At 71.6% G+C, this 21,967-nt stretch carries 17 protein-coding genes; 4 read left to right on the forward strand and 13 right to left on the reverse strand.

The window, feature by feature from the left end; all coding sequences use genetic code 11:
• Positions 1-3 precede the first annotated feature (3 nt).
• From rsmA to rsmI, 5 genes are all read right to left on the reverse strand, one after another.
• Positions 4-882 (reverse strand): 16S rRNA (adenine(1518)-N(6)/adenine(1519)-N(6))-dimethyltransferase RsmA, encoded by an 879-nt coding sequence (rsmA, locus tag ASC99_RS02020; RefSeq protein WP_057227434.1) that lies wholly within the window; start codon positions 880-882, stop codon positions 4-6.
• Positions 883-902: 20 nt separating this feature from the next.
• Positions 903-1,772, reverse strand: coding sequence for a TatD family hydrolase (locus ASC99_RS02025; RefSeq protein ID WP_057227436.1), 870 nt, complete (start codon positions 1,770-1,772; stop codon positions 903-905).
• Positions 1,772-3,391, reverse strand: coding sequence for a methionine--tRNA ligase (metG, locus tag ASC99_RS02030; RefSeq protein WP_057227438.1), 1,620 nt, complete (start codon positions 3,389-3,391; stop codon positions 1,772-1,774). Before metG ends, ASC99_RS02025 begins: the two co-directional genes overlap by 1 nt.
• Positions 3,392-3,467: 76 nt before the next feature.
• On the reverse strand, positions 3,468-3,884 hold the full coding sequence (locus tag ASC99_RS02035; protein ID WP_057227439.1) for a hypothetical protein: 417 nt from the start codon (positions 3,882-3,884) through the stop codon (positions 3,468-3,470).
• Positions 3,885-4,087: 203 nt separating this feature from the next.
• On the reverse strand, positions 4,088-4,933 hold the full coding sequence (gene rsmI, locus ASC99_RS02040) for a 16S rRNA (cytidine(1402)-2'-O)-methyltransferase (protein ID WP_057227441.1): 846 nt from the start codon (positions 4,931-4,933) through the stop codon (positions 4,088-4,090).
• Between the two features lie 283 nt (positions 4,934-5,216).
• On the opposite strand from rsmI, the gene ASC99_RS02045 reads away from it, so the two are divergent.
• The gene (locus ASC99_RS02045; protein WP_082598005.1) at positions 5,217-7,067 is read left to right on the forward strand and encodes a dolichyl-phosphate-mannose--protein mannosyltransferase; all 1,851 of its coding nucleotides are present in this window, start codon (positions 5,217-5,219) and stop codon (positions 7,065-7,067) included.
• Between the two features lie 119 nt (positions 7,068-7,186).
• Positions 7,187-8,893: a penicillin-binding transpeptidase domain-containing protein gene (locus tag ASC99_RS02050; protein ID WP_057227443.1), complete on the forward strand. Its 1,707-nt coding sequence runs from the start codon at positions 7,187-7,189 to the stop codon at positions 8,891-8,893.
• Positions 8,894-8,900: 7 nt separating this feature from the next.
• Here ASC99_RS02050 and ASC99_RS02055 read toward each other — a convergent pair whose 3' ends face one another.
• The 8 genes from ASC99_RS02055 to ASC99_RS02090 form a co-directional block, all read right to left on the reverse strand.
• The gene (locus ASC99_RS02055; protein ID WP_057227444.1) at positions 8,901-10,433 is read right to left on the reverse strand and encodes a N,N-dimethylformamidase beta subunit family domain-containing protein; all 1,533 of its coding nucleotides are present in this window, start codon (positions 10,431-10,433) and stop codon (positions 8,901-8,903) included.
• Positions 10,434-10,451: 18 nt separating this feature from the next.
• Positions 10,452-11,774: a glycosyltransferase 87 family protein gene (locus ASC99_RS02060; protein WP_057227446.1), complete on the reverse strand. Its 1,323-nt coding sequence runs from the start codon at positions 11,772-11,774 to the stop codon at positions 10,452-10,454.
• 157 nt (positions 11,775-11,931) lie between these two features.
• Positions 11,932-13,563, reverse strand: coding sequence for a DUF2079 domain-containing protein (locus tag ASC99_RS02065; protein WP_082598006.1), 1,632 nt, complete (start codon positions 13,561-13,563; stop codon positions 11,932-11,934).
• A 12-nt stretch (positions 13,564-13,575) separates the two neighbouring features.
• On the reverse strand, positions 13,576-14,853 hold the full coding sequence (locus ASC99_RS02070) for a glycosyltransferase 87 family protein (RefSeq protein ID WP_162257847.1): 1,278 nt from the start codon (positions 14,851-14,853) through the stop codon (positions 13,576-13,578).
• A gap of 160 nt (positions 14,854-15,013) precedes the next feature.
• Entirely contained in the window at positions 15,014-16,420 is a 1,407-nt protein-coding gene (locus tag ASC99_RS02075) for a penicillin-binding transpeptidase domain-containing protein (protein WP_057228032.1), read from the reverse strand.
• A 110-nt stretch (positions 16,421-16,530) separates the two neighbouring features.
• Complete coding sequence (locus ASC99_RS02080) at positions 16,531-17,874, reverse strand: FtsW/RodA/SpoVE family cell cycle protein (protein ID WP_157531329.1); 1,344 nt, start codon at positions 17,872-17,874, stop codon at positions 16,531-16,533.
• Positions 17,875-17,981: 107 nt separating this feature from the next.
• Positions 17,982-18,491: a DUF1269 domain-containing protein gene (locus tag ASC99_RS02085; RefSeq protein ID WP_057227452.1), complete on the reverse strand. Its 510-nt coding sequence runs from the start codon at positions 18,489-18,491 to the stop codon at positions 17,982-17,984.
• Between the two features lie 113 nt (positions 18,492-18,604).
• Positions 18,605-19,792: an FAD-dependent monooxygenase gene (locus ASC99_RS02090; RefSeq protein WP_057227454.1), complete on the reverse strand. Its 1,188-nt coding sequence runs from the start codon at positions 19,790-19,792 to the stop codon at positions 18,605-18,607.
• A gap of 92 nt (positions 19,793-19,884) precedes the next feature.
• Between ASC99_RS02090 and ASC99_RS02095 the strand changes: the two genes are divergently transcribed.
• Positions 19,885-20,583: a TetR/AcrR family transcriptional regulator gene (locus tag ASC99_RS02095; RefSeq protein ID WP_057227456.1), complete on the forward strand. Its 699-nt coding sequence runs from the start codon at positions 19,885-19,887 to the stop codon at positions 20,581-20,583.
• Between the two features lie 77 nt (positions 20,584-20,660).
• The gene (locus tag ASC99_RS02100; protein WP_369824274.1) at positions 20,661-21,965 is read left to right on the forward strand and encodes a VWA domain-containing protein; all 1,305 of its coding nucleotides are present in this window, start codon (positions 20,661-20,663) and stop codon (positions 21,963-21,965) included.
• Positions 21,966-21,967 lie beyond the last annotated feature (2 nt).

Raw genomic sequence — 21,967 nt, forward strand, 5'->3', positions numbered from 1 at the left:
GTCTTACTCCGGCTTCGGCTTGTGCTCGGCGATCGCGGCGAACTGCTCGACCGTGAGCATCTCACCGCGCAGCTTGTGGTCGATCCCGGCGGCGGCCAGCGCCTGCTCGGCGGCGGCCGGGGAGCCGGCCCAGCCGGACAGTGCGGCCCGCAGGGTCTTCCGGCGCTGCGCGAAGGCGGCGTCCACCACCGCGAACACCTCCTTGCGGGTGGCGGTGGTCTGCGGCGGCTGACGGCGGATCAGCGAGACCAGGCCGGAGTCCACGTTCGGTGCGGGCCAGAAGACGTTCCGGCCGATCGCCCCGGCCCGCTTCACCTCGGCGTACCAGTTGGCCTTGACCGAGGGCACCCCGTACACCTTGTTGCCCGGCTTGGCGGCGAGCCGGTCGGCAACCTCGCTCTGCACCATCACCAGCGTGCGCTCGATGGTCGGGAAGGTGGCCAGCATGTGCAGCAGCACCGGTACGGCCACGTTGTACGGCAGGTTGGCGACCAGCGCGGTGGGCGGCGGTCCTGGCAGCTCGGTGACCTCCATCGCGTCACGGAGCACCAGGTCGAAGTCCTTGACCCGCGCGGGCAGCCGGGCGGCGACCGTGGTCGGCAGGTGCCGCGCCAGCAGCGGGTCGATCTCCACCGCCGTGACGTGCTTCGCCACGTCCAGCAGCGCCAGCGTCAGCGACCCGAGCCCGGGCCCGACCTCGACCACCACGTCCTCGGCCGTCACCCCGCCCGCGCGGACGATCCGGCGCACGGTGTTGCCGTCGATGACGAAGTTCTGCCCGCGCTGCTTGGTGGGCTTCACCCCGAGCGTGGCGGCCAGCTCACGGATGTCGGAGGCGCCGAGCAGGAAGCTGTCGGCCGTGGGGGTGGGGTCGCTGTTCACCCCCCAAGGATACGAGCCGCTCAGTACCCGAAGGCGCGGGCCGTGTTGGCGGCGATCGCGGTGGCCAGGCCGTCGTCGGAGAGGCCCAGTGTGGCCGCCATCGAGCGCAGGGTGATCGGGATCAGGTACGGCGCGTTGGGGCGGCCGCGGTACGGGTGCGGGGTGAGGAACGGCGCGTCGGTCTCGATCAGCACCCGGTCCAGCGGGGTGGCCAGCAGCGCGTCCCGGAGCGGCTGGTTGGCCTTGAAGGTGACCGGCCCGGCGAAGGACAGGTACCAGCCGTGCTCGGCGCAGACCTTGGCCATCTCGGCGTCGCCGGAGTAGCAGTGGAAGACCGTGCGCTCGGGGGCGCCCTCGGCCAGCAGGACGTCGATCACGTCCTGGTGCGCCTCCCGGTCGTGGATCACCAGCGCCTTGCCGTGCCGCTTGGCGATCTCGATGTGCCGGCGGAACGACTCCTTCTGGATGTCCACGCCCTCGGGCCCGGTCCTGAAGTAGTCCAGACCGGTCTCGCCGACCGCGAGCACCTGGGGCAGCGCGGCGAGGCGGTCTATCTCGGCCAGGGCCGCCTCCAGCGCGGGCGAGCCACCGGGCTCCCTGCGCTGCCCCGACCAGCCGTCGGGGTCGCCGAGCACCAGCCGGGGCGCCTCGTTGGGGTGCAGCGCGACGGCCGCGTGGACCTGCTCGAACTCCGCCGCCAGCTCGGCCGCCCAGCGGGAGCCGGCCACGTCGCAGCCCACCTGGACCACGGTGGTCACCCCCACCGAGGCGGCCTTGGCCAGGCTCTCGGCGGGGGTGCCGGACTGCATGTCCAGATGGGTGTGCGAGTCGGCGACCGGCACCCCGAGGGGCACGGGCAGCGGCGGCGGGGTCGAGCGGTCGTCGGCCATCAGGCGGCGGGCTTCTCTTCCAGGCGGGGGAACAGGATCTCGCCCTTGGTCACCGTGGCGCCCACCGGCAGGCGGCCCCAGTCGGCGACGGTGGCGATGGTCTGCGCGGCCAGCGGGCCGAGCTCCGGCTCCGCACCGAGCGACTCCCAGAGCTTCTCGGCGGTGGCCGGCATCAGCGGGTTGAGCAGCACGGCGGTCGCCCGCAGCGCCTCGGCGGCGGTGTACAGGATGGTGGCGAGGCGCGCCTGCCCCTCGGCCGACTCGTCCTTCGCGACCTTCCACGGCTCCTGCTCGGTGAGGTAGCCGTTGACCTGCTTGATGAACTCGAAGACCGCCGCGATGCCACCCGCGAAGTCCAGCTCCTCGCCGATCTTCCGGTCGGCGACCTGAGCGGCCGTCACCAGCCCGTCGGCGATGGCCTGTTCGGCCACACCGGACGCCGTGGCAGCGGGCAGCGAACCCTCGTAGTACTTGCCGACCATGGCCGCCACCCGGGAGGCCAGGTTGCCGAAGTCGTTGGCCAGCTCGGAGGTGTACCGGGCGGAGAAGTCCTCCCAGGAGAACGAGCCGTCGGTGCCGAACGGGATCGCCCGCAGGAAGTAGTAGCGGTACGCGTCCACCCCGAAGTGCGAGGTGAGCTGCTGCGGCGAGATGCCGGTCAGGTTGGACTTGCTCATCTTCTCGCCGCCGACCATCAGCCAGCCGTTGGCGACCACCCGCTTGGGCAGCGGCAGCCCGGCGGCCATCAGCATGGCCGGCCAGATCACCGCGTGGAACCGCAGGATGTCCTTGCCGACCAGGTGCACCGAGGCCGGCCACAGCTCGGCGAACCGCTCCGGGTCGGCGCCGTACCCGGCGGCGGTGATGTAGTTCAGCAGCGCGTCCACCCAGACGTAGAGGACGTGCTTCTCGTCCCAGGGCAGCGGAATGCCCCAGTTGAAGGTGGAGCGAGAGATCGAGAGGTCCTTGAGGTCCTGCTCGACGAAGCGCAGCACCTCGTTGCGGGCCGACGCGGGCGCGATGAAGTCGGGGTTCTGGGCGTAGAACTCCAGCAGCTTCGGGCCGTACGCGGAGAGCCGGAAGAAGTAGTTCTCCTCCTCCAGCCACTCGACCGGCTTCTTGTGTACCGGGCAGAGCTTCTCGTCCGCGGTGGCGCCGGGCAGCAGCTCGCCCGGGATCTTGTACTCCTCACAGCCGACGCAGTACGGGCCCTCGTAACCGCCCTTGTAGATCTCGCCCTTGTCGAAGAGCCCCTGGACGAACTCCTGCACGCGGTCGGTGTGCCGCTGCTGGGTGGTCCGGATGAAGTCGTCGTTGGCCACGTTGAGGTGCTGCCAGAGCGGCTTCCACTCCTCCTCGACCAGCTTGTCGCACCACTGCTGCGGGGTGACCCCGTGAGTGTCCGCCGTCCGCATGATCTTCTGGCCGTGCTCGTCGGTACCGGTCAGGTACCACACCTTCTCCCCGCGCTGGCGGTGCCAACGCGTGAGGACGTCCCCGGCAACGGTGGTGTACGCGTGGCCCAGGTGCGGGCGATCGTTCACGTAGTAGATCGGGGTGGAGACGTAGTAGGCCGAGTTCGATGCCTCGGTGGTGCTGTGGTCTGCAGTGGCCGCCATGGTCGGAAATCTTAGCGGCGCGAAGGAACCACCCTCGACTCGATTAGTTCGGGGGTGGCTCCTCCGGGGGAGAAGGTCAGGCCGCGCGGCCGATCAGCGAGCGCAGCCAGGTGCCGAAGGAGCGGTGCGGCAGCCGGGTGGGCAGCGGGTGCTCCGGCTCGGCGCGGCCGGCGTAGCCCGGCGCGTGGTGCCAGGAGTGCTCGGCCGAGGCGACCCGGCCCTCCCGCATGATCCGTACGGTGTGCCCGCCGCAGCCCGGGCAGGTCGGCTTGAGCAGCGGCGAGGGCACCCGGACGCCGTTGGCGTAGTACTCGATCACGGTGTGCCCGTCCCGGGCCACGTGGTGCTCGATCCGGTAGCCCTGCTCCCACCCGTAGCCGCAGCTCAGGCAGGCGAACGAGTACGCCTCACGGACGCTCTCCACCGGCGTGTGCGGGCTGGTCGTGCTCGGCGTGTTGCTCGAGGTCGTCGGACTGCCGATCGTGTCGCTCATGACCGTCTCCCAGCGCCCGCCGGGCGTTCGCCCGGCTCGGGTCTTTCCATCCCAGGGAATGCCCGGGGCTCGCTCTCCGCCAACCGGCTTTCCGAAGCTTGGCTCCGAATTGGGAAGGCCTGTACGACAACCGGGCCAAAGCTTCAACAAGCCATGGCTTTACGGAGTGCTTCCTCCAAGGTACGCGCGTGCCGGAGCAGCCACTAGCCGTGTTTTGCGGCCACCAGGGCGTCGAAAACCTCCCGCTTGGGCAGGCCCAGCTCGGCGGCGACCGAGGCGATCGCCTCCTTGCGACGCTCGCCCGCCTCCTGCTCCCGCAGAGTGACCAGCCGGGCCAGCTCGGCCGGGGTGTGCTCCTGCGGGACGGCCGGCGGGGCGCCCGCCACCACCACGGTGATCTCGCCCCGGACACCGTCGGCGGCCCAGGCGGCCAGGTCGGCCAGACCGCCGCGCTTGATCTCCTCGTAGGTCTTCGTCAGCTCGCGGCAGACGGCGGCGGGGCGGTCGGCCCCGAAGGCGTCCGCCATCGCGGCCAGCGACTCGGCGATCCGGTGCGGGGCCTCGAAGAACACCATCGTGCGCGGTTCGGCCTTGAGCTCGCCCAGCGTCCGGGCCCGGTCGCCGCTCTTCCGGGGCAGGAAGCCCTCGAAGGTGAACCGGTCCACCGGCAGGCCGGACAGCGCCAGCGCGGTGAGCACGGCGGACGGCCCCGGCACGGCGGTGACCTTGATCCCGACGGCCACGGCGGCGTCCACCAGCCGGTAGCCCGGGTCGGAGACCGACGGCATCCCGGCGTCGGTGACCAGCAGCACCCGGGAGCCGTTCAGCAGCGCCTCGACCAGCTCCGGGGTCCGGCCGACCTCGTTGCCCTCGAAGTACGACAGCACCCGGCCGGTCGGGGTCACCCCGAGCGCCTGGGTCAGCCGGCGGAGGCGGCGGGTGTCCTCCGCCGCGATCACGTCCGCCGTGGCCAGCTCGGTGAGCAGTCGGGGCGGCGCGTCCGAGACGTCACCGATGGGAGTTCCTGCGAGCACGAGTACGCCTGTCACCCGACCATCCTCCCAGCTCTTGGCAACTACTCGGCCATCTACAGTCAGGGGCTCGGGGAACTGCGAGGAGATCTGGCGTTCGGGTCACTGCGAAAGTGCCTGACCACCTACGTACGGATCACCTGTTCCGAGGTCGGCGTCGCCCCACGGCGGAGCCGCCCATCAGCAGGGCCCCGAGCCCCTGACCGTAAACGGCTGGGCAGCTGCAGAAGGCACAGCAGAATTGGTGACGAAAGGGGCAGGATCACAGCGATCCATTGCCTGCTCAGAAGCCACCCCTACGATGTGGCGGGTGAGCGGCGAAAAGGGCCTTGAGGGGCCGGTTGGCGTAGACCACTCGGAGCGGGGCGGAGCCGTCCTGCCGGACGAGGCTGCCCCCGTGCCGGGGCCCCGTCCCGCAGAGCCCGAGCGGCCGAGCCGGCGGGGTGGGCTGGAACGGTTCGGCTACCGGATGCCCGAGCGGGCCGGGACGGCGGAGCGGCTGGTGCCGCCGATGCCGGACGGCCCCGGTGTGACGCCCCGTCGGGTGCCGCCGTCGCCGGTGCTGCTCCGTCTCGGCCTGCGGCTGCCGGACGCGCTGTGGTCCTGGCTGTGCCGCTGGGCCGGCTGGCTCGGCCCGCTCGCGGTGGCGCTGTTCGCCGGAGCGCTGCGGTTCAGCGGTCTGGGCGGCCCGCACTCGATGATCTTCGACGAGACGTACTACGCCAAGGACGCCTACTCGCTCTGGCAGGTCGGCTACGAGACCAACTGGCCGGACGACTCCAACGGCAGGATCCTCTCCCCCGAGCAGTCCATCCCGTTCCGGCCCGACCCGTCGTACATCGTCCATCCGCCGGTCGGGAAGTGGATGATCGGCCTGGGCGAGCAGTGGTTCGGGATGAACCCGTTCGGCTGGCGGTTCGCGGTCGCGGTGCTCGGCACCCTCTCGGTGCTGATGATCGCCCGGATCGGCCGCCGGCTGTTCCGCTCCACCCTGCTGGGCTCGGTGGCCGGGCTGCTGCTGGCGGTGGACGGGCTGCACTTCGTGATGAGCCGGTCGGCGCTGCTCGACCTGGTGGTGATGTTCTGGTGCCTGGCGGCGTTCGGCTTCCTGCTGCTCGACCGGGACCGGACCAGGGGGCTGGTCGCCCGTCGGCTGGAGCAGGGGGAACCGAACGGCGGCTGGTGGCTGGTCCTGGGCTGGCGTCCGTACCGGCTGGCGGCGGTGGTGTGCATCGGGCTGACCCTGGCGACCAAGTGGAGCGGGGCGTACATCCTGGGCGCGTTCATCCTGCTCAGCGTCTGCTGGGACTTCGGGACGCGACGGCTGGCCGGGATCAGGTTCCCGCTGCTGTACGCGATCTCGGACTGCCTGTTGGCGGGGTTCCTGCTGGTGCCGGTCGCGATCGTGGTCTACGTGGCCTCCTGGACCGGCTGGTTCATGTCCAGCACCGAGCCCGGCAAGGGCGGATACGGTCGCGACTGGGCCCTGCACCGGGAGGGGCTCTCGCCCGAGTACGTCAGCGGCATCAGGATGCCGTTCCAGGTCGACCTGACCTGGGTGCCGGACGCGCTGCGCAGCCTCTGGCACTACCACGCGACGATGTGGGACTTCCACGTCGGCCTGACCAGCGCGCACACCTACCAGTCCAACCCGTGGAGCTGGCTGCTGGTCGGCCGCCCGGTCTCGTTCTTCTACGAGTCGCCCAAGATGGGCCAGTCCGGCTGCAAGGTGAACGAGTGCGCGGCCGAGGTGCTCGGGATCGGTACGCCGCTGCTCTGGTGGACGGGCCTGGTCGCGCTGCTGTACTGCCTGTACCGCTGGGTGCTGCGGCGGGACTGGCGGGCGGGCGCGATCCTGTGCGGGCTCGCCGCCGGGTACCTGCCCTGGTTCATGTACCAGCAGCGCACGATCTTCCTGTTCTACGCGGTGATCTTCGTGCCGTTCCTGGTGCTCGCGGTGACCATGATGCTCGGGGCGCTGATCGGTCCGGTGACGGCCTCCCGGGACCGGCGGATGATCGGCGGCACGGCGGCCGGACTGCTGGTCCTGCTGGTGATGTGGAACTTCCTCTACTTCCTGCCGATCTACACCGGGCAGACCATCCCGATGGACGACTGGCGGGCCCGGATGTGGTTCAACAGCTGGATCTGACGCACCGTTCGCCCCTCTGTACCAGATGCGTCACAAGAGACCCGGCGATGGCGGGTACACGGAGTTCCCCCCCGTACTGTGGGTTGGATCTGACCTGACCATCGGGGGAATTCCGCACCATGAACAAGGGCGCCAAGATAGGCATCGCCATCGTCTGCACCGCGCTGGTCGGCGGTGCCGGATTCGGTGCGTACAACGTCTACGACTCACTGGCCGGGGACGACTCCGCCAAGAACCCGAAGGTCAGGACCGTGGTGGCCGAGGCGCCCAGCGCCGACCTCGCCGCGGCCGGGGCGAAGGCGTTCCTGGAGGCCTGGGCCAAGGGTGACCTGGAGGCGGCCGGGGCGCTGACCGACAAGCCGGACACCGCGATCGCCACCCTGCGGGCCTTCCAGGACAACGTGAAGCCGAGCGCCGTCACCCTCACCCCCGGTGGTGCGCCGGCCGCCTCCGCCAGCCCGTCCGCCTCCGCGAAGGCCAGCCCCTCGACGAGTGCGAGTGCCAGTGCGAGCGCAACCGCCCAGACCGGCACCGAGGTGCCGCTGAGCTTCAAGGCCCGGGTGGAGTTCGCCGGGACCACCAACGTGTGGAACTACGACGGGCGGCTCGGCCTGGTCAAGATGAGCGACGGCAAGGCCGCCGTGCACTGGACCCCGGGCGTGATCAACCCCAAGCTGGACAGCGGCGAGAGCATCGCGGTGAAGCCGGTCTTCGCCGAGCCCGCGATGGTGCTGGACCGCAACGGGAAGCCGCTGAACTACGCCTCGCTGACCCCCGCCCTGATGGCCAGGTTCAAGCAGAACGCCTCCGGTGCCCCGGAGGACGCCGGGACCGGTGTGGTGATCACCAAGGACGACGGCAGCGGCACGGCGGACAAGCTGTTCACGATCACCGACCCGAAGCCCGCGCCCTCGCTGAAGCTGACCCTGGACGGCAAGCTCCAGGCGGAGGCCGAGAAGGCGGTGGCGGCCGCGTCCAAGGGCGGCACCCTCCCGGCCTCGCTGGTCGCGATCGAGCCCAGCACCGGGAACGTGCTGGCCTTCGCCAACGCCCCGGCCGGCGGGCAGAACCGGGCCTTCCTGGCCGCGATCGCACCGGGCTCCACCATGAAGGTGATCACGGCGGCCGCGCTGCTGGAGGCCGGGGTCAAGCCGGACGACGTCATGCCCTGCCCGGCCACCCTGAACGTGGCGGGACAGCCCTTCAAGAACGACTTCCCCGAACCGCACGAGGACTGGAAGTTCTCCCAGGATCTCGCCCAGTCCTGCAACACCGCCATGATCAAGAAGGGTCTGGAGGTGCTCAAGAGCGGCGACATGGAAGCCCTCGCCAAGGACGCCTTCGGCATCGGCCCGACCTGGAAGACCGGCATGCTGCTGGCCCCCGCCAAGGCCCCCGCACCGTCCGGGGAGAACCAGCGCGCCGCCCAGCTGATCGGCCAGGGCAGCATCACCATGAACGCCCTCACCATGGCCTCGATCTCCGCGACCGTGCAGAGCGGCACCTTCCGGCAGCCGATCCTGGTGCCCGGTGCCGAACAGCAGAAGGCCGACCGGACGCTCTCCCCGGCCACCCTGCAGGGCCTGCGCGCGATGATGAACCTGACCGCCACCAGCGGCACCGCCGCCGTGCCGATGAGCGGTATCACCGCCGGGGCGGGCGCCAAGACCGGTACCGCCCAGGTCAACGGCCAGGCCGACGACAACAGTTGGTTCACCGCCTACCGGGGCAACCTCGCGGTGGCCGCCGAGGTCGGCGGCGGCGGGCACGGCAGCGCGGCCGCCGGGCCGGCGGCGGCGCTGGTGCTCAAGGTCGGCAACGGCTGACGGAGGCTCAGGCGCCCATCGGGTGCCGCACGGGGTACTGACGGCCCGCCGGGCCGGTGGCGAAGGCCCGCAGCAGGTTCTCGGTGACCTGCCGGGTGAACGCCCCGGCCCGGTGGCCCATCCCGTGGTCGGCCCGGCTGCCGCCGGGGCCGTCGGCGTCCAGCGCCTCCACCCAGCGCATGGTCCCGGTGGCGAACACCCCGGCCCCACTGGCCACCGTGCCGTACGCCGACTCGGCCCGGCTGCGGCGGCCGTCGCAGACCACCGGTGAGCGGGAGACGATCTCGATCGGGCCCGCAGCCGCTCCATCGGTGGGCACCAGGTCGTACTCGACCCCGACCAGGTGCGGGAAGCTGTCGCCCTCCTTGGCCCCCGTACCGGCGAGCAGCCAGTGGCCGGGGTTGCTGACCACGTACGGCGCGTCCACCGGGTAGCCGTCGTAGCTCACTCCGAGCAGGCTGCTCTCCGGGTCGGCGCCCGGTCCGGACCGGAAGTCGGTGGTGGCGGGTTTCCCCGCCCGGAAGCCGGGGTCGTCGCGGTAGTCGGACTTCCAGCACACCACGGTCCGGTCCCGGCCGAGCCCCGAAGGTTCGTAACGGACCCTGCGGTAGCAGCAGTTGGCGCCCAGGAAGGCCAGGTTGGTGCCGGCGTCGCGGGCGGCGGCGACGTGCTGCCGCTGCTCGTTCGACCAGTACTCGTCGTGGCCGGGCGAGACCACCGCCGTTGCGCCGCGCAGGAGTTCGGGCTCGTGGGCCAGGTCGATCCCGGTGGCGTAGCCGAGCGGCAGCCCGAGCCGTTCGGCCAGCGCGATCAGCGGGGCCTCGTAGACCAGGAACAGCCCGGCACCGTCGTCGTAGCGGTACGGCCGGTCGAAGCTGACCTCCGTCGCGCGGGTGCCGTAGCCGCCGGCCGGGCCGTTGTAGAGGCTGTAGCCGCCCCACTCGTTGTACGCCTGCCAGGTGGCCACGGCGTTCACCAGGACGGTCCGCCCGGCGGTCTCCCGGGATCGGACGGTGACCGGCGCGAAGCGCTGGCCCGGCGCGTCGAGCGCGTCCAGCCGGAGCAGGTAACTGCCTTCCGGCCAGCCGGTGGTGTCGATCGTGGTGCTCCTCGGCCAGTCGGCCCGCACGGTCCTGGTCCCGGCGGCCACGGTGGGACCGGGCCGGGCCACGCCGGGCAGCCGGTCCGACTTCCAGACCAACCGGGCCCTGGCCCCGCCGTACCAGCCCATCCGGTAGGCGGAGACGGTGAAGCCGGGGGCGGTGGTCGACACGTGCAGCCCGAGCGGCTCGCCGGGGAGCACGCTGACCCGGTCGGTGAAGCCCTCGATCGCGTCCGGCGGGCCCGGCGCGGTGACCTTCCAGTCGGCGTTGCCCGGCCGGTCGTTCTCGGCCTGGGCCTGGGCCTGGGTGGGGCTCGGGGTCGGTGGGGCGACGGCGGGCGGCTGCTCCGCCGGGGCCACGGCGCTCCCACAGGCCGTCAGACCGGCTGCCGCCGCGGCCAGTCCGAGGAAGTGCCGCCGCCCGTTATGTTGCGCCATGTCCGCATCGTCCCATGATCAGAGCTGAACACCCGTGAGAATCGTGGTGAGCCGGTCCCGGGGGCGGGGGTTGGCCGCCAGCCGGGGCCAGATCACCAGCACCGCCGGGAGTGCCAGATAGCCGAACCGGCCCGCCGGGGCGAGCGTGAAGGCGACGGTCAGGCCGACCGCCAGCAGGTCACAGGCGGCCACGGCGGAGGTCGGCGGGTAGGCCAGCAGCCAGATCGCCACCCCGAGTGCGCCAAGGCAGAGCAGGGTGAGCGAGATGGTGTGCCCGGTCGGCCCGAAGCCCGCCAGCACCTTGCCCGGCAGCGGACTGCCCGCCGGGGTGTGCACGGCCGTCAGCCCGAGCGGGAAGCTCACCACCTGTTCGCGCAGCACCTGACCCTGGGTCAGCAGGTACGGCAGCACCAACGCGCTGCTGCCGACCACCGCGGTCACGGTGGCGCGGGCGGCCGGGCGACGGCCGTACAGCCGCCAGAGCAGCAGCGCCGCCACCGGGAGCGCGGGCCAGGCGGTCCACTTGAGGGTGCAGGCGAGGACCAGCACCAGCCCGGCGGGGATCGCCCGGCCCTTGGCGGCCAGCGCCATCGCCAGACAGCAGACCCCGATCAGCGGCAGGTCGACCCCGCCGACGACGAGCGCGAGGGCGATCAGCGGGGAGGCGGTCAGGGTGGCCAGCGGCAGCAGCGGGGAGGCGGAGTGCTGCGGCCTGAGCAGCCGCCAGCAGGCCAGCAGGCAGGCCAGGAAGGTGACGGCGAACCAGATCCGGGCGTCCCCGAGCACCGTGGTCACCGGGTTGCCGCTGCCGAGCAGCGCCCGGGGCAGCCCGAACACCGCCATGGCCGGCAGGTAGGGGTCGTAGTCGGTGACCCGGGCCGGGTCCGGCAGGTACGGGCTCCCGGTGTGCAGCAACAGGGCGGCCGAGCGTTCGACCACCATCACCTCGGACTGGTGCCGGCCCTGAAGTACCAGCAGGACCAGCGGCAGCAGCACCGCGCCGAGCACGGCGGCCCCGGCCGCCGCCCGCGCGGAGTACCGGCGCGGCAGGGTAAGGCAGAGCAGGCCGGCCAGACCGTAGGCGGGAGCCGCCACGGAGCCCCAGAAGATCTGGTTCGGCAGGTCGGAGACCAGCGGGAACGCGACCGCCCAGCCGGCCGCGACCAAACAGCCCAGCACCTGGACGACCCGACGCTGGGTCAGCCTGAGCCGGGCCGGGTGCGCGGACCTGACGGCCGTGCGCTGATCCGGTATCCGGGCGACGGCCACCCCCGACCGGGGTGCCTCGTGCAGGGTGCAGACCGCCTGCTCGGGTGCTCCGGGGGTTCGGGTGGTCGCCATGCTGGAAGGGTAGGGGCTGAGTTGTGCTGTTCCGAGGAAGGAGCGGCAACTGTTATGTGGAGCTCTTAGGCGCAGCGCTTCGCCGCGAGCCACAAGTCACGCAAACGGAGCACCCCGGAGCCGGCGCTGTACGGATCGTCAGGCGGTGGCCGACGGATCAGCCCCGGAACAGGTTCCGGCCGACGTCGGACGGGACCACGTCCTGCACCGGTGCACTGTCCGGGCCCGGGACGGCCTCGCCCGGAATCGGCTGGTCGGAGGTCCGCTTCAGCAGCACCGCACCGCCCTCCGACCAGATCCGGGTGTAGCCGTGCGCGAGCAGCAGGCTGATCCGCTCGGCCTGCTCGGTGTCGGTGGCGAACGGGAAGGAGCGCTTGTCCGACCTGATCAGTACGTAGTCGCGGCCGCGCGGCGTGCCGTCCACCAGCACCACGTCGGTGCGGGCGGTGAGTCGCACCGCCACCTGGTTGTCCGCCTCCACCGACGCACCGTCAGGGATCAGCGTGGCGCCCCGGAGCAGGGCGGCCAGGCTGGTGTTCGGCGCCCAGTGGGACGGGATCGCCAGCCCGGCCAGACCGAACGGGACGGCGGCCACCAGCGTCACGCCCGCCGCCGCCAGACCGGCCCGGCGCGCCAGGACCGCCCGGGGGCGGCCGTCCGCGCAGAGCCGTCCGAGCACCTCCAGGGTGGCGGTCAGCAGCACCGGCCAGAGGAAGACGTCGTAGTGCCGGGCGATCGACCAGTGGTTGGGATTGCTGGAGAGGATCCGCTCGGCCAGCAGCGGGAGCGCACAGAGCACGGTGGCCGAGCGCAGCGGCAGCGCGAGCGTGGTGCCGAGCAGCCAGAGCAGCAGCAGCGGCTTGAGCGGGGCGTCGAAGGCGGCCCGCACCAGCAGCAGCGGGTCGGCCAGCACGTTGCGCAGGGCGTCGCCGCCGTCGGCGCCGAGCGCCGCGTAGTTCCAGTAATAGCCGGGCTGGCCGCCCATCGCCGGGATCAGCCAGGTGATCGCCACGGCTGCCGCCAGCGGTCCCCCGACCAGCAGACCGAGGCCGTAGCCGAACTGCCGACGGTCCCAGCTCGCAGCGGCCGGGCGGGCCGGGCGGGCCCGCAGGATCAGCACCAGCCCGTAGGCGCCGACCAGCAGGCCGAGGTCCTCCTTGGTGCCGCAGAGCAGCACCGCCGCCAGCACCACTCCCCCGTACCGGCGGACCTGACCGCGCTCGAACATCAGCAGTGTCAGGGGTGCGGCGAACGCCACCTCGTGGAAACCCCCGCGCGAGGCGACCAGCAGCGGCCAGCCGAGGCCGTACGCGAGCCCGGCCAGGTCGACCGCCCAGCGGGCGGTGCGGCGGTCCGCCGTCGCGAAGCACCGGGCGGCGATCCGCCGGGCCAGCGGCACACCGGCGGCGAACAGCAGGGCCTGACCGACGATCAGCGAGCGCGGGTCGTCCCAGACCCAGTACAGCGGGGCGAGCAGCGCCAGCACCGGCGAGAAGTGGTCCCCCAGCAGCGAGAAGCCCGGCGGGAACTCGTGGTGGAAGGACTTCAGCGAGGAGACCGGCAGCCCGAGGTGCGCGTACCCGCGCACCCCCTGGTCGAAGATCCCCACGTCGAAGCCGCCCAGCTGGAGGGCCGACCACTGCTGGAACCCGATCGCCAGGCAGACCAGCAGGCAGACCGCCGTCGACAGCAGGGTCCGGTGGGTGGCGGAGAGACCGGTCCCCCGGCCGGGCACGGGCAGCAGCCGGGCAGCCCGAAGGCGCGGCCGGTCGACAGGCTGGAGCGTCACATCACGTCATATCTACTTGGCCAGTACGGATTCGGTGGACACCGTCCGTACCGGGATCACCCGGCGGGCGCTGCGCCGCAGCCGGACTGCGGTCAGTCCGAGCACCGCAAGGCCGACCAGGGGGTAGAGCGAACTGACGGGCTGCCAGTACGGCTCGATACCGAGGCCGGCCCGTTTGGGCACGGTCCAGAGTAGATGGGTACCGAAGACCAGGACGGTCATCGCCAGCAGGACACGCCAGCGACGGTCCTGCCAGGAGCGGCCGTACCGGCCCCGGACCCGGATCTCCTGGGCGGCCTCGGCGCAGAGCAGGATCAGCAGCGGCACGCACCAGACCCAGTGGTGACTCCAGCTGATCGGCGAGACCAGCACGCCGGTCAGCGCCACGGTGACCACGGCCCAGGCCTCGGCCCGGCGCAGCCGGGACCGGGCGGCGAGCGCCGCGACCGCGAAGCCGAGCAGGCCGACCAGGCCCGTCAGCGCACTGGCGAACAGGCCGGGGTCGTTGGTGGAGAGCAGTCGGGCCACCATCCCCCGGACGGACTGGTTGTCGACCAGCTCGATGACGCCGACCCGGCGGGAGTCCCAGAGGTGCTCGGTCCAGAAGCCGTAACTGTCGCCCGGCACCACCACGGCGCCGAGCAGCACGGTGGTCACGAAGACCACCACCGACACCCCGGCGGCCCGGATCCGGCCGGTCAGCAGCAGGTAGACGGTGAACACCCCGGGGGTGAGCTTGATGCCGATGGCCAGGCCGATGCCCACGCCCTTGAGGCGGTTGGCGTCCGACCGGGTGAGGTCCCAGAGCACCAGACAGGCGATCAGCAGGTTGATCTGGCCGTACTGGAAGGTGGTGTAGACGGGCTCCAGGAAGACCCCGAGGCCGACGGCGAGCAGGATCGCCGGACCGGTGTTCCCGCGCTTGGGCCAGCCGACCAGGCGGAACGAGAGGTGCGCCAGCAGCGCCAGCAGGGCGACGTTCCCCAGCGTCACCAGCACCCGCAGCAGCGAGACGTCGAACCAGGTGCCCGGCACGAAGAGCACTGCGGCGAACGGCGGGTAGGTGGCGGCCAGGTCCCAGCCGGGGAGCCGCATCGCGTACAGGTCCTGGCTGTTGGCGACGGCCGCGCCCTCGGCCCGGTAGACCAGCATGTCGACCATGTTGAAGCCGTGGAAGTGCCGCACCACCGCGAAGACCGAGAGCAGCGCGAGCGCGACCAGCGCCGTGCTGGCCGTGCTGGTCCGCATCAGCGCCCTGGTCCGCATCAACGCTCTGAGCCGGTCAGGCATGACGGCTCGCCACCGTCGAGCGGGCAGGCTGACTTCGACGGTGTGAAGGCATGACGGTTTCCCCCTACGGCGCGGCTCGAAGCCGTCCACGCTAGCCGAGCCCGGCGAAGCGGGCCGTGACTCCCGCCACATCCCTTGTCACAGTGCGGCTGCAAGTCCGTCAGTTTCCTTTCAGGACGGCCTGCATGACCGACCTGGCGATCGGGGCCGCCAGCCCGCCGCCGGTGACGTCGGTGGCGTTGCTGTCCGCGATCACCACGGCGACGGCCACCGGCGGGACCTGGTTCGAGCCGCTGGGCTTGGCCCAGGAGATGAACCAGGCGTACGGGATGCCGGAGTTGTCGATGCCCTGCTGGGCGGTACCGGTCTTGCCGCCGACGGTGGCGCCGCTGATCCGGGCGCTGCGGCCGGTGCCGGTCTCCACCACGTCGGTCATCAGCTGCTGCACCTGGCCGGCCACGGTGGGGCTCATCGCCTGGCGGTACCCGGCGGGCTGCATGACCTGGACCGAACTGCCGTCGCTCTTGGTCAGCTTGTCCACAAGCTGTGGATACATCACGGTGCCGTTGTTGGCGACGCCCGCCGCGACCATCGCCATCACCAGCGGGGTGGCGGCGGTGTCGTACTGGCCGATCGAGGAGAGCGCGACCTGCGAGGCGTTCATCGCGGTGTCGAAGTTGGACCGCGCGGCCCGGACCGGGGTGTCCAGCTTGGCGTCGTTGAAGCCGAAGTTCTGTGCCATCGCGACCATCTTGTCCAGTCCGACCTGGGTGCCGAGGTACCCCATCACGCTGTTGCAGGAGTTGACCATCGCCTGGTCCAGCGACTGGCCGGGGGTGTCGCAGGCGCTGGTGTCGTTGACCAGCGCGGTGGTGGTGCCCGGCATCACGAAGGGGTACGGCGCGCTGGTCGGCGCGTCGATGTCGGTGACCACGCCGTTGGCCAGCGCGGCGGCGGCGGTGACCACCTTGAAGGTGGAGCCGGGCGGGTAGATCTGACGGAGCGCCCGGTTCAGCATCGGCTGGTTCTTGTCGGCCTGCAGCTTGTTCCAGGCGTCCTGGTCGGCGGTCGAGGAGCCGGCGAAGCTGCCCGGGTCGTAACTCGGGGTGGAGGCCAGCGCGAGGATCCGGCCGGTGGCGGGCTCGATCGCGGCGACCGCCCCGGTCTGGTTGCCGAGGCCCTTCATCGCGGCCTGCTGGGCGGCGTTGTTCAGCGTGGTGTACACGTCGCCGCCCGGATTCTGCTTGCGGGTGATCTCGTCCCACAGGGCCCAACTGGCCAGCCGGGAGTCGGTGCCGGAGAGCAGGTCGTCCTCGACGCCCTCGATCTGGGTGTTCCCGTACGTCTGCGAGGAGTAGCCGGTGACCGCAGCCCACATCGGGCCGTCGGTGTAGGTGCGCTTGTAGGCGTACCGCCCGCCGGTCGGGGCCGAGCCGGTCACCGGGTCGGCGCCGACCAGGATGTTGCCGCGCGGCTGGGCGTAGCGCTGGATGGTCTCCCGCTGGTTGGCCGGGTTGTCGTCCAGCGAATCGGCCCGGAACACCTGGACGTAGGTGGCCTGGCCCATCAGCGCGAGCACCAGGACCAGGCAGAAGGTGCCGGCCCGGCGACCGGTGGTGGAGATGCCGGGCAGTCCCTGCGGGCCGCCGGTGGAGCGGGCCTCGGGTCCTCGCGACTTCACGGGTGCTCCAGCGGGTCGGCTACGGGCTCGGGGGCGGGGGCGGGTCGGCGGGCCTGGTCGCTCATCCGGACCAGCAGCGCCACGATGATCCAGTTGGTCACCACCGAGGAGCCGCCCTGGGCGATGAACGGCAGCGTCATCCCGGTCAGCGGGATCAGGTCGAGCACCCCGCCCGCGACCACGAACAGCTGGATGCCGACGATCGCGGCCAGGCCGATCGCCAGCAGCCGGCCGAACGGGTCCCGGAGGGCGATCCCGGTCCTGAAACCCCGTGAGATCAGCAGCGCGTAGAGCAGGAAGATCGCGAACAGGCCGGTCAGGCCGAGCTCCTCGCCGATGGTGGCCAGGATGAAGTCGGACTTCGCGGCGAAGCCGATCAGGATCGAGTGGCCGAGTCCCAGGCCGGTGCCGAGCACCGCGCCCCAGGCGAAGGCGAACAGCGACTGGGCGATCTGGTTGGCGCCCTGGCCCGCCGCGATCGAGCCCAGCGGGTCCAGCCAGTCGGTGACCCGGCTGTGCACGTGCGGGGAGAGCCAGCCGACCGCGACCGCGCCGACCGCCGCCAGGAACAGGCCGATGGCGATCCAGCCGCTGCGCGCGGTGGCCACGTACAGCATCACCACGAACAGGCCGAAGAACAGCAGCGAGGTGCCGAGGTCGGTCTCCAGCACCAGCACCCCGACGAAGGCGGCCCAGATCAGCAGCACCGGGCCGAGGTCGCGGCCGCGCGGGAACTGGAACTTCCACACCTTCTTGCCGGTCAGCGCCAGCGCGTCCCGGTGCACGGCCAGGTAGGCGGCGAAGAAGATCGCCAGCAGGATCTTGGCGAACTCGCCCGGCTGGAAGGACATCGGGCCGATCACGATCCAGATCCGGGAGCCGTAGACCGGCGGGAAGAAGATCGGCAGGATCAGCAGCACCAGCGCCACCAACGCGCCGATGTAGGCGTACCGCTGGAGGACCCGATGGTCGCGCACCAGCACCAGCACGCCGATGAAAAGCGCCACCCCGAGGGTGGACCAGAGCAGCTGGGTGGGTGCCGCCTCGCTGCCGGGGGTGGCCCGGTCCAGCCGGTAGATGACGACCAGTCCGATCCCGTTCAGCAGGACCGCGATCGGCAGCAGCAGCGGGTCGGCGTACGGGGCCTTCCAGCGGATCACCCCGTGCGCCAACAGGGCCAGCACGCCGAGCGCCGCGCCGTACCCGGCGGCGCCGGACGGGACCTCGCCGTCGATGTTGACGCCGACCTCGACGTACCCGAAGACGGCGATCAGCACCGCCGCGAGCACCAGCACCAGTTCGGTGTTGCGACGGCTCTTGACCAGGCGTCGGCCTGGCACGCCGGCCCTGGCTACGGCGGAGGGAGAGGCCACGGGCGTCCTGTCGGAGGTAGCACGGCAGGGGCGGACGGGCCGTCAGGCTCCGCCCACCCCCTCCTGAAGTGGTGTCAGACGGTGGCGGGTGCCTCGCCCCGGGCGGCCGCCACAGTGGCCCGCAGCTCGGCCTCGGCCTCCGCGCTCAGCGAGGTCTGGATGATCTGGCCGCCGTACTGGGCGACCGCCGGGATCACCTTGTCGGCGGTCGCCTTGCGGACCAGCAGGAAGACGGCGGCGCTGCCCGGGGTCAGGTGCTCGCCGACCTGGCGCATGAAGTTGTCGTCCACACCCACGTCGGTCGAGGCGCCGACGGCGGCACCGGTCGCACCGCCGACGGCCGCGCCGAGGAACGGCATGAAGAACAGCAGGCCGATCACGCCGCCCCAGAGCGCACCGGAGGCGGCACCGGCCCCGGTGGTCGAGATGGCCTGGTGCAGCTTGATCTTGCCGTCCTGCCTGCGCTCGACGACGACGGCGTCCTCGAGGTCGATCAGCTTCTGCTTCTGCAGTCCGACCACGGTGCTCCGGACCTGCTCGGCGGTGGCGAGGTCGGGGTAGGCGATCGCGAACAGGTTGCTCACGGGATGGGTCCTTCCAACTCGACGGGCACGGCTTCAGCGGCACCCTAACGAGGATTAGCCATATTTATGACTGTTGATGCCGGTGTGTCCGATATTCACCCGGCCATCGCGGCTCACCTGGTCATTGCCCCGAGCTCCGCGGGGTAGTCCGGCAGTTCGACGGTGCTGACCTTCCTGCCTTCGTTGAGCATCCAGGTCATCAGTGCGGGCCGGTTCAGCATCGCATCCCGCAGCCGGCCGCCGATCCGGCCGGGGGCGAGGAACTTCCCGGTCCGGTCGCCGCCCTTCTGGCAGCCCTGGGCGTACTCCCGCAGCCGCCCCTCGTACGCGGTGAACCCGGCGCGGTGGTCCCCGGCTGCCCTGGCCAGCTCGCCGGCCAGCACGTACGCGGCGACCACGCCGGTACCGGTGCCCATTCCGCCGATGGTCGCGCCGCAGGCGGCGTCACCGACCAGCGCGATCCGACCCTGGGACCAGACCGGCACGTCGGCCCGGCTGATCGAGTCGAAGTACAGCTCGGGGGCGGCCCGGAGCGACTCCAGCATCCCGGGCACGTGCCAGCCGATCCCGGCGAAGTGCTCGGCGATCAGCGTCTTCTGCGCCGTCAGGTCGTGCCGGTCGTAGCTCAGTTCGGGGGAGGCGAAGACCACGAAGGCGTCCGCCACCTCGGGGTCGTGGTGGCCGCCGCCGAGCTGGGCCAGCCGGCCGGGGGTGTTGCAACCGATCGTCTCCCGGCCGAGGCCGAGGTGGTTGGGCAGCTTCCAGGTCGCGGCGTAGTAGCCGAGGTGGGTGACGTAGTCCTGCTCCGGGCCGAAGGCGAGCCGGCGGACGTTCGAGTGCAGTCCGTCGGCGCCGATCACCAGGTCGAACTCGCGCGGGGCGCCGTGCCGGAAGGTGACCTGCACCCCGTCGGCGGTCTCGGTCAGGCCGGTGACCGAGTCGCCGAAGACGTACTCGGTGTACGGCAGGCTCGCCTCGTACAGCACCCGGGACAGGTCGCCGCGCAGCACCTCGATGTCACCGCCGGTGAACTCGGCGGGCAGCTGCAGCCGCTGACGCCCCTTCGGGTCGACGAAGGAGGTGGTCCGGCCGCCGGTCTCCAGTCGGCGCAGCTGCTCCAGCACGCCCATCCGCTCCAGCACCGTCAGGTGGGTCTCACCGCGGAAGTCGACCGCCTGGCCGCCCTCCCGCAGGGCCGGGGCCAGCTCGACCACGGTCGGGTTGAAGCCGTACCGGCCGAGCCAGTAGGCCAGCGCAGGACCGGCAATGCTCGCACCCGAGATCAGCACGTTCTTACCCATGATGAGACCCCCGTCAGAAACTGTGTCCGTCGGACACTTTCGATACTGTGTACAGTAGACGCAGTTTCGATGCCGACGCAAGGGGAGCTGGAATGAACGAGGAACTGGCCCCGGCCGCACGGCTGCTCTGGGGCCCGCCACCGAAGGCCGGCCGGGGCCCGAAGGCCTCACTGACCCTGGACCGGATCGCCCGCGCGGGCATCGACATCGCCGACGCGGAGGGGCTGGGCGCGCTCTCCATGCAGCGGGTCGCCGGGCTGCTCGACGTCACCAAGATGGCGCTCTACCGGTACGTGCCCGGCAAGGCCGAGCTGGTCGCCCTGATGGTCGACGCGGCGGTCGGCGCTGCCCCGCCGGTCACCGGCACCGGCTGGCGCGACCCGCTCGCCGACTGGTCCCGGCAGCTGGCCGCCGTCTTCCGGCTGCACCCCTGGCTACTGGACGCCACCGTCGGCCCCCGACTGGTCGGCCCGGCCGAACTCAGCTGGATGGAACGGGCCGTGGCCGCCCTGGCCGACACCCCGCTGACCGGCGCGGAACGCCTCGACGTGGTCGCCGTGCTGGCCGGCCACGTCCGCGCGATCTCCCAGCAGTCCCGCGCGGCCGGCCCGGAGGGCAGCCCTGAGCAGCAACTACTCGCCACCCTCGGCACCCTGATCGCCACTCATCAGGACAGCTACCCGGCCACCGCCGCCGCGATGGCCGAGGCCGCCCAGTCGGACGGCCAGGACCAGGCGCTGGAGTTCGGGCTGCGCTGCTTCCTGGACGGACTCGGGGTGCGGATCGCCTAGCTCCTTGTCCGGCAGGCGAGTTAGGACGCCTCGGTCGGCTTTGGTCATCCCAACTGATGATCCATAGGATGCGGGCCGTGACCACACGACGACGACTGCCGGCCCGCCCACTCGGGCTACTGGCCGCCCTGGCGATATCCGCCGGGGCCATCCTGCACGGGATACCCGCGTACGCCGACGAGACCACCGCCGGGGCGGCGGCCACCGAGCCGCCCCGGGTCGACCTGGTCCTGGACGTGAGCGGCTCGATGCGCGCCACCGACATCCAGGGCAAGAGCCGGATGGCGGTGGCCCAGCAGTCGCTGACCGAGGTGATCGACGCGCTGCCGGCCGAGACCCACTTCGGCATCAGGACACTCGGCGCCACCTACCCCGGCAACGACAAGACCGAGGGCTGCAAGGACACCAAGCAGCTCTATCCGGTCGGGAAGACCGACAAGACCGAGGCGAAGACCGCCGTTGCCACCCTGCGGCCGACCGGCTGGACCCCGATCGGTCTGGCGCTGCGCGGCGCCGCCCAGGACCTGGGCACCGGGTCGACCACCCGGCGGATCGTGCTGATCACCGACGGGGAGGACTCCTGCGCCCCGCCGGACCCGTGCGAGGTGGCCCGTGAACTGGCCGCGCTCGGCACCCATCTGGTGGTCGACACGCTCGGGCTGGCGCACGACGACAAGACCCGGCAGCAGCTGCTGTGCATCGCCAACGCCACCGGCGGCACCTTCACCGACGTCCAGAGCCAGCAGCAACTGACCGAGAAGGTCAAGCAGTTGGTCAACCGCGCGGGCACCACCAACCGGGTCGCGCCGACCAAGGCGACCGGCACCGAACAGTGCGACACCGCACCGATGCTGACCCCCGGGGTCTACAGCGACCGGGAGAAGTTCGCCGAGCACCGGGTCTACCGGGTGAACGTCCGGCCCGGCCAGGAGCTGCGGGCCTCGGTCAGCATCTCGCTCGACCGGGCCCTCGCCCGGGACTACGGCGTCCTGTTGAAGGCCACCGACCCGCGCGGCCAGGAACTGGTCCGCGGCACCGACGCGGGCAGCGGGCGGACCGACGTGGCCTCCACCGGCGTGCGCTGGTCCTCGGCCGGCCAGGCCTCCGCCTCACCCAGCTCCTCCACCGCGAAGGCGGAGGACATGGTCTGTCTGGTGGTCAGCAACTCCTTCGCCCCGGCCCCCGGCGTCGGCGCCGAACCCGGCCTGCCCCTGGAGCTGACCCTCGACGTGGCAGCCGCCTCCCCCGCCCCCGACGGCTGGTCCGCCGGACTCGGCCGGGGCTGGGTGCTGCTGCTGGTGCTCACCCTGGCCGGACTGCTGACCGGGCTGGTCTTCGGCTGGCTGGCACGCTGGCGAATCGCTGTCTGGCGGGAGAACTGACG

The organism is Kitasatospora sp. Root107 (assembly GCF_001424875.1).
Lineage (GTDB): Bacteria > Actinomycetota > Actinomycetes > Streptomycetales > Streptomycetaceae > Kitasatospora.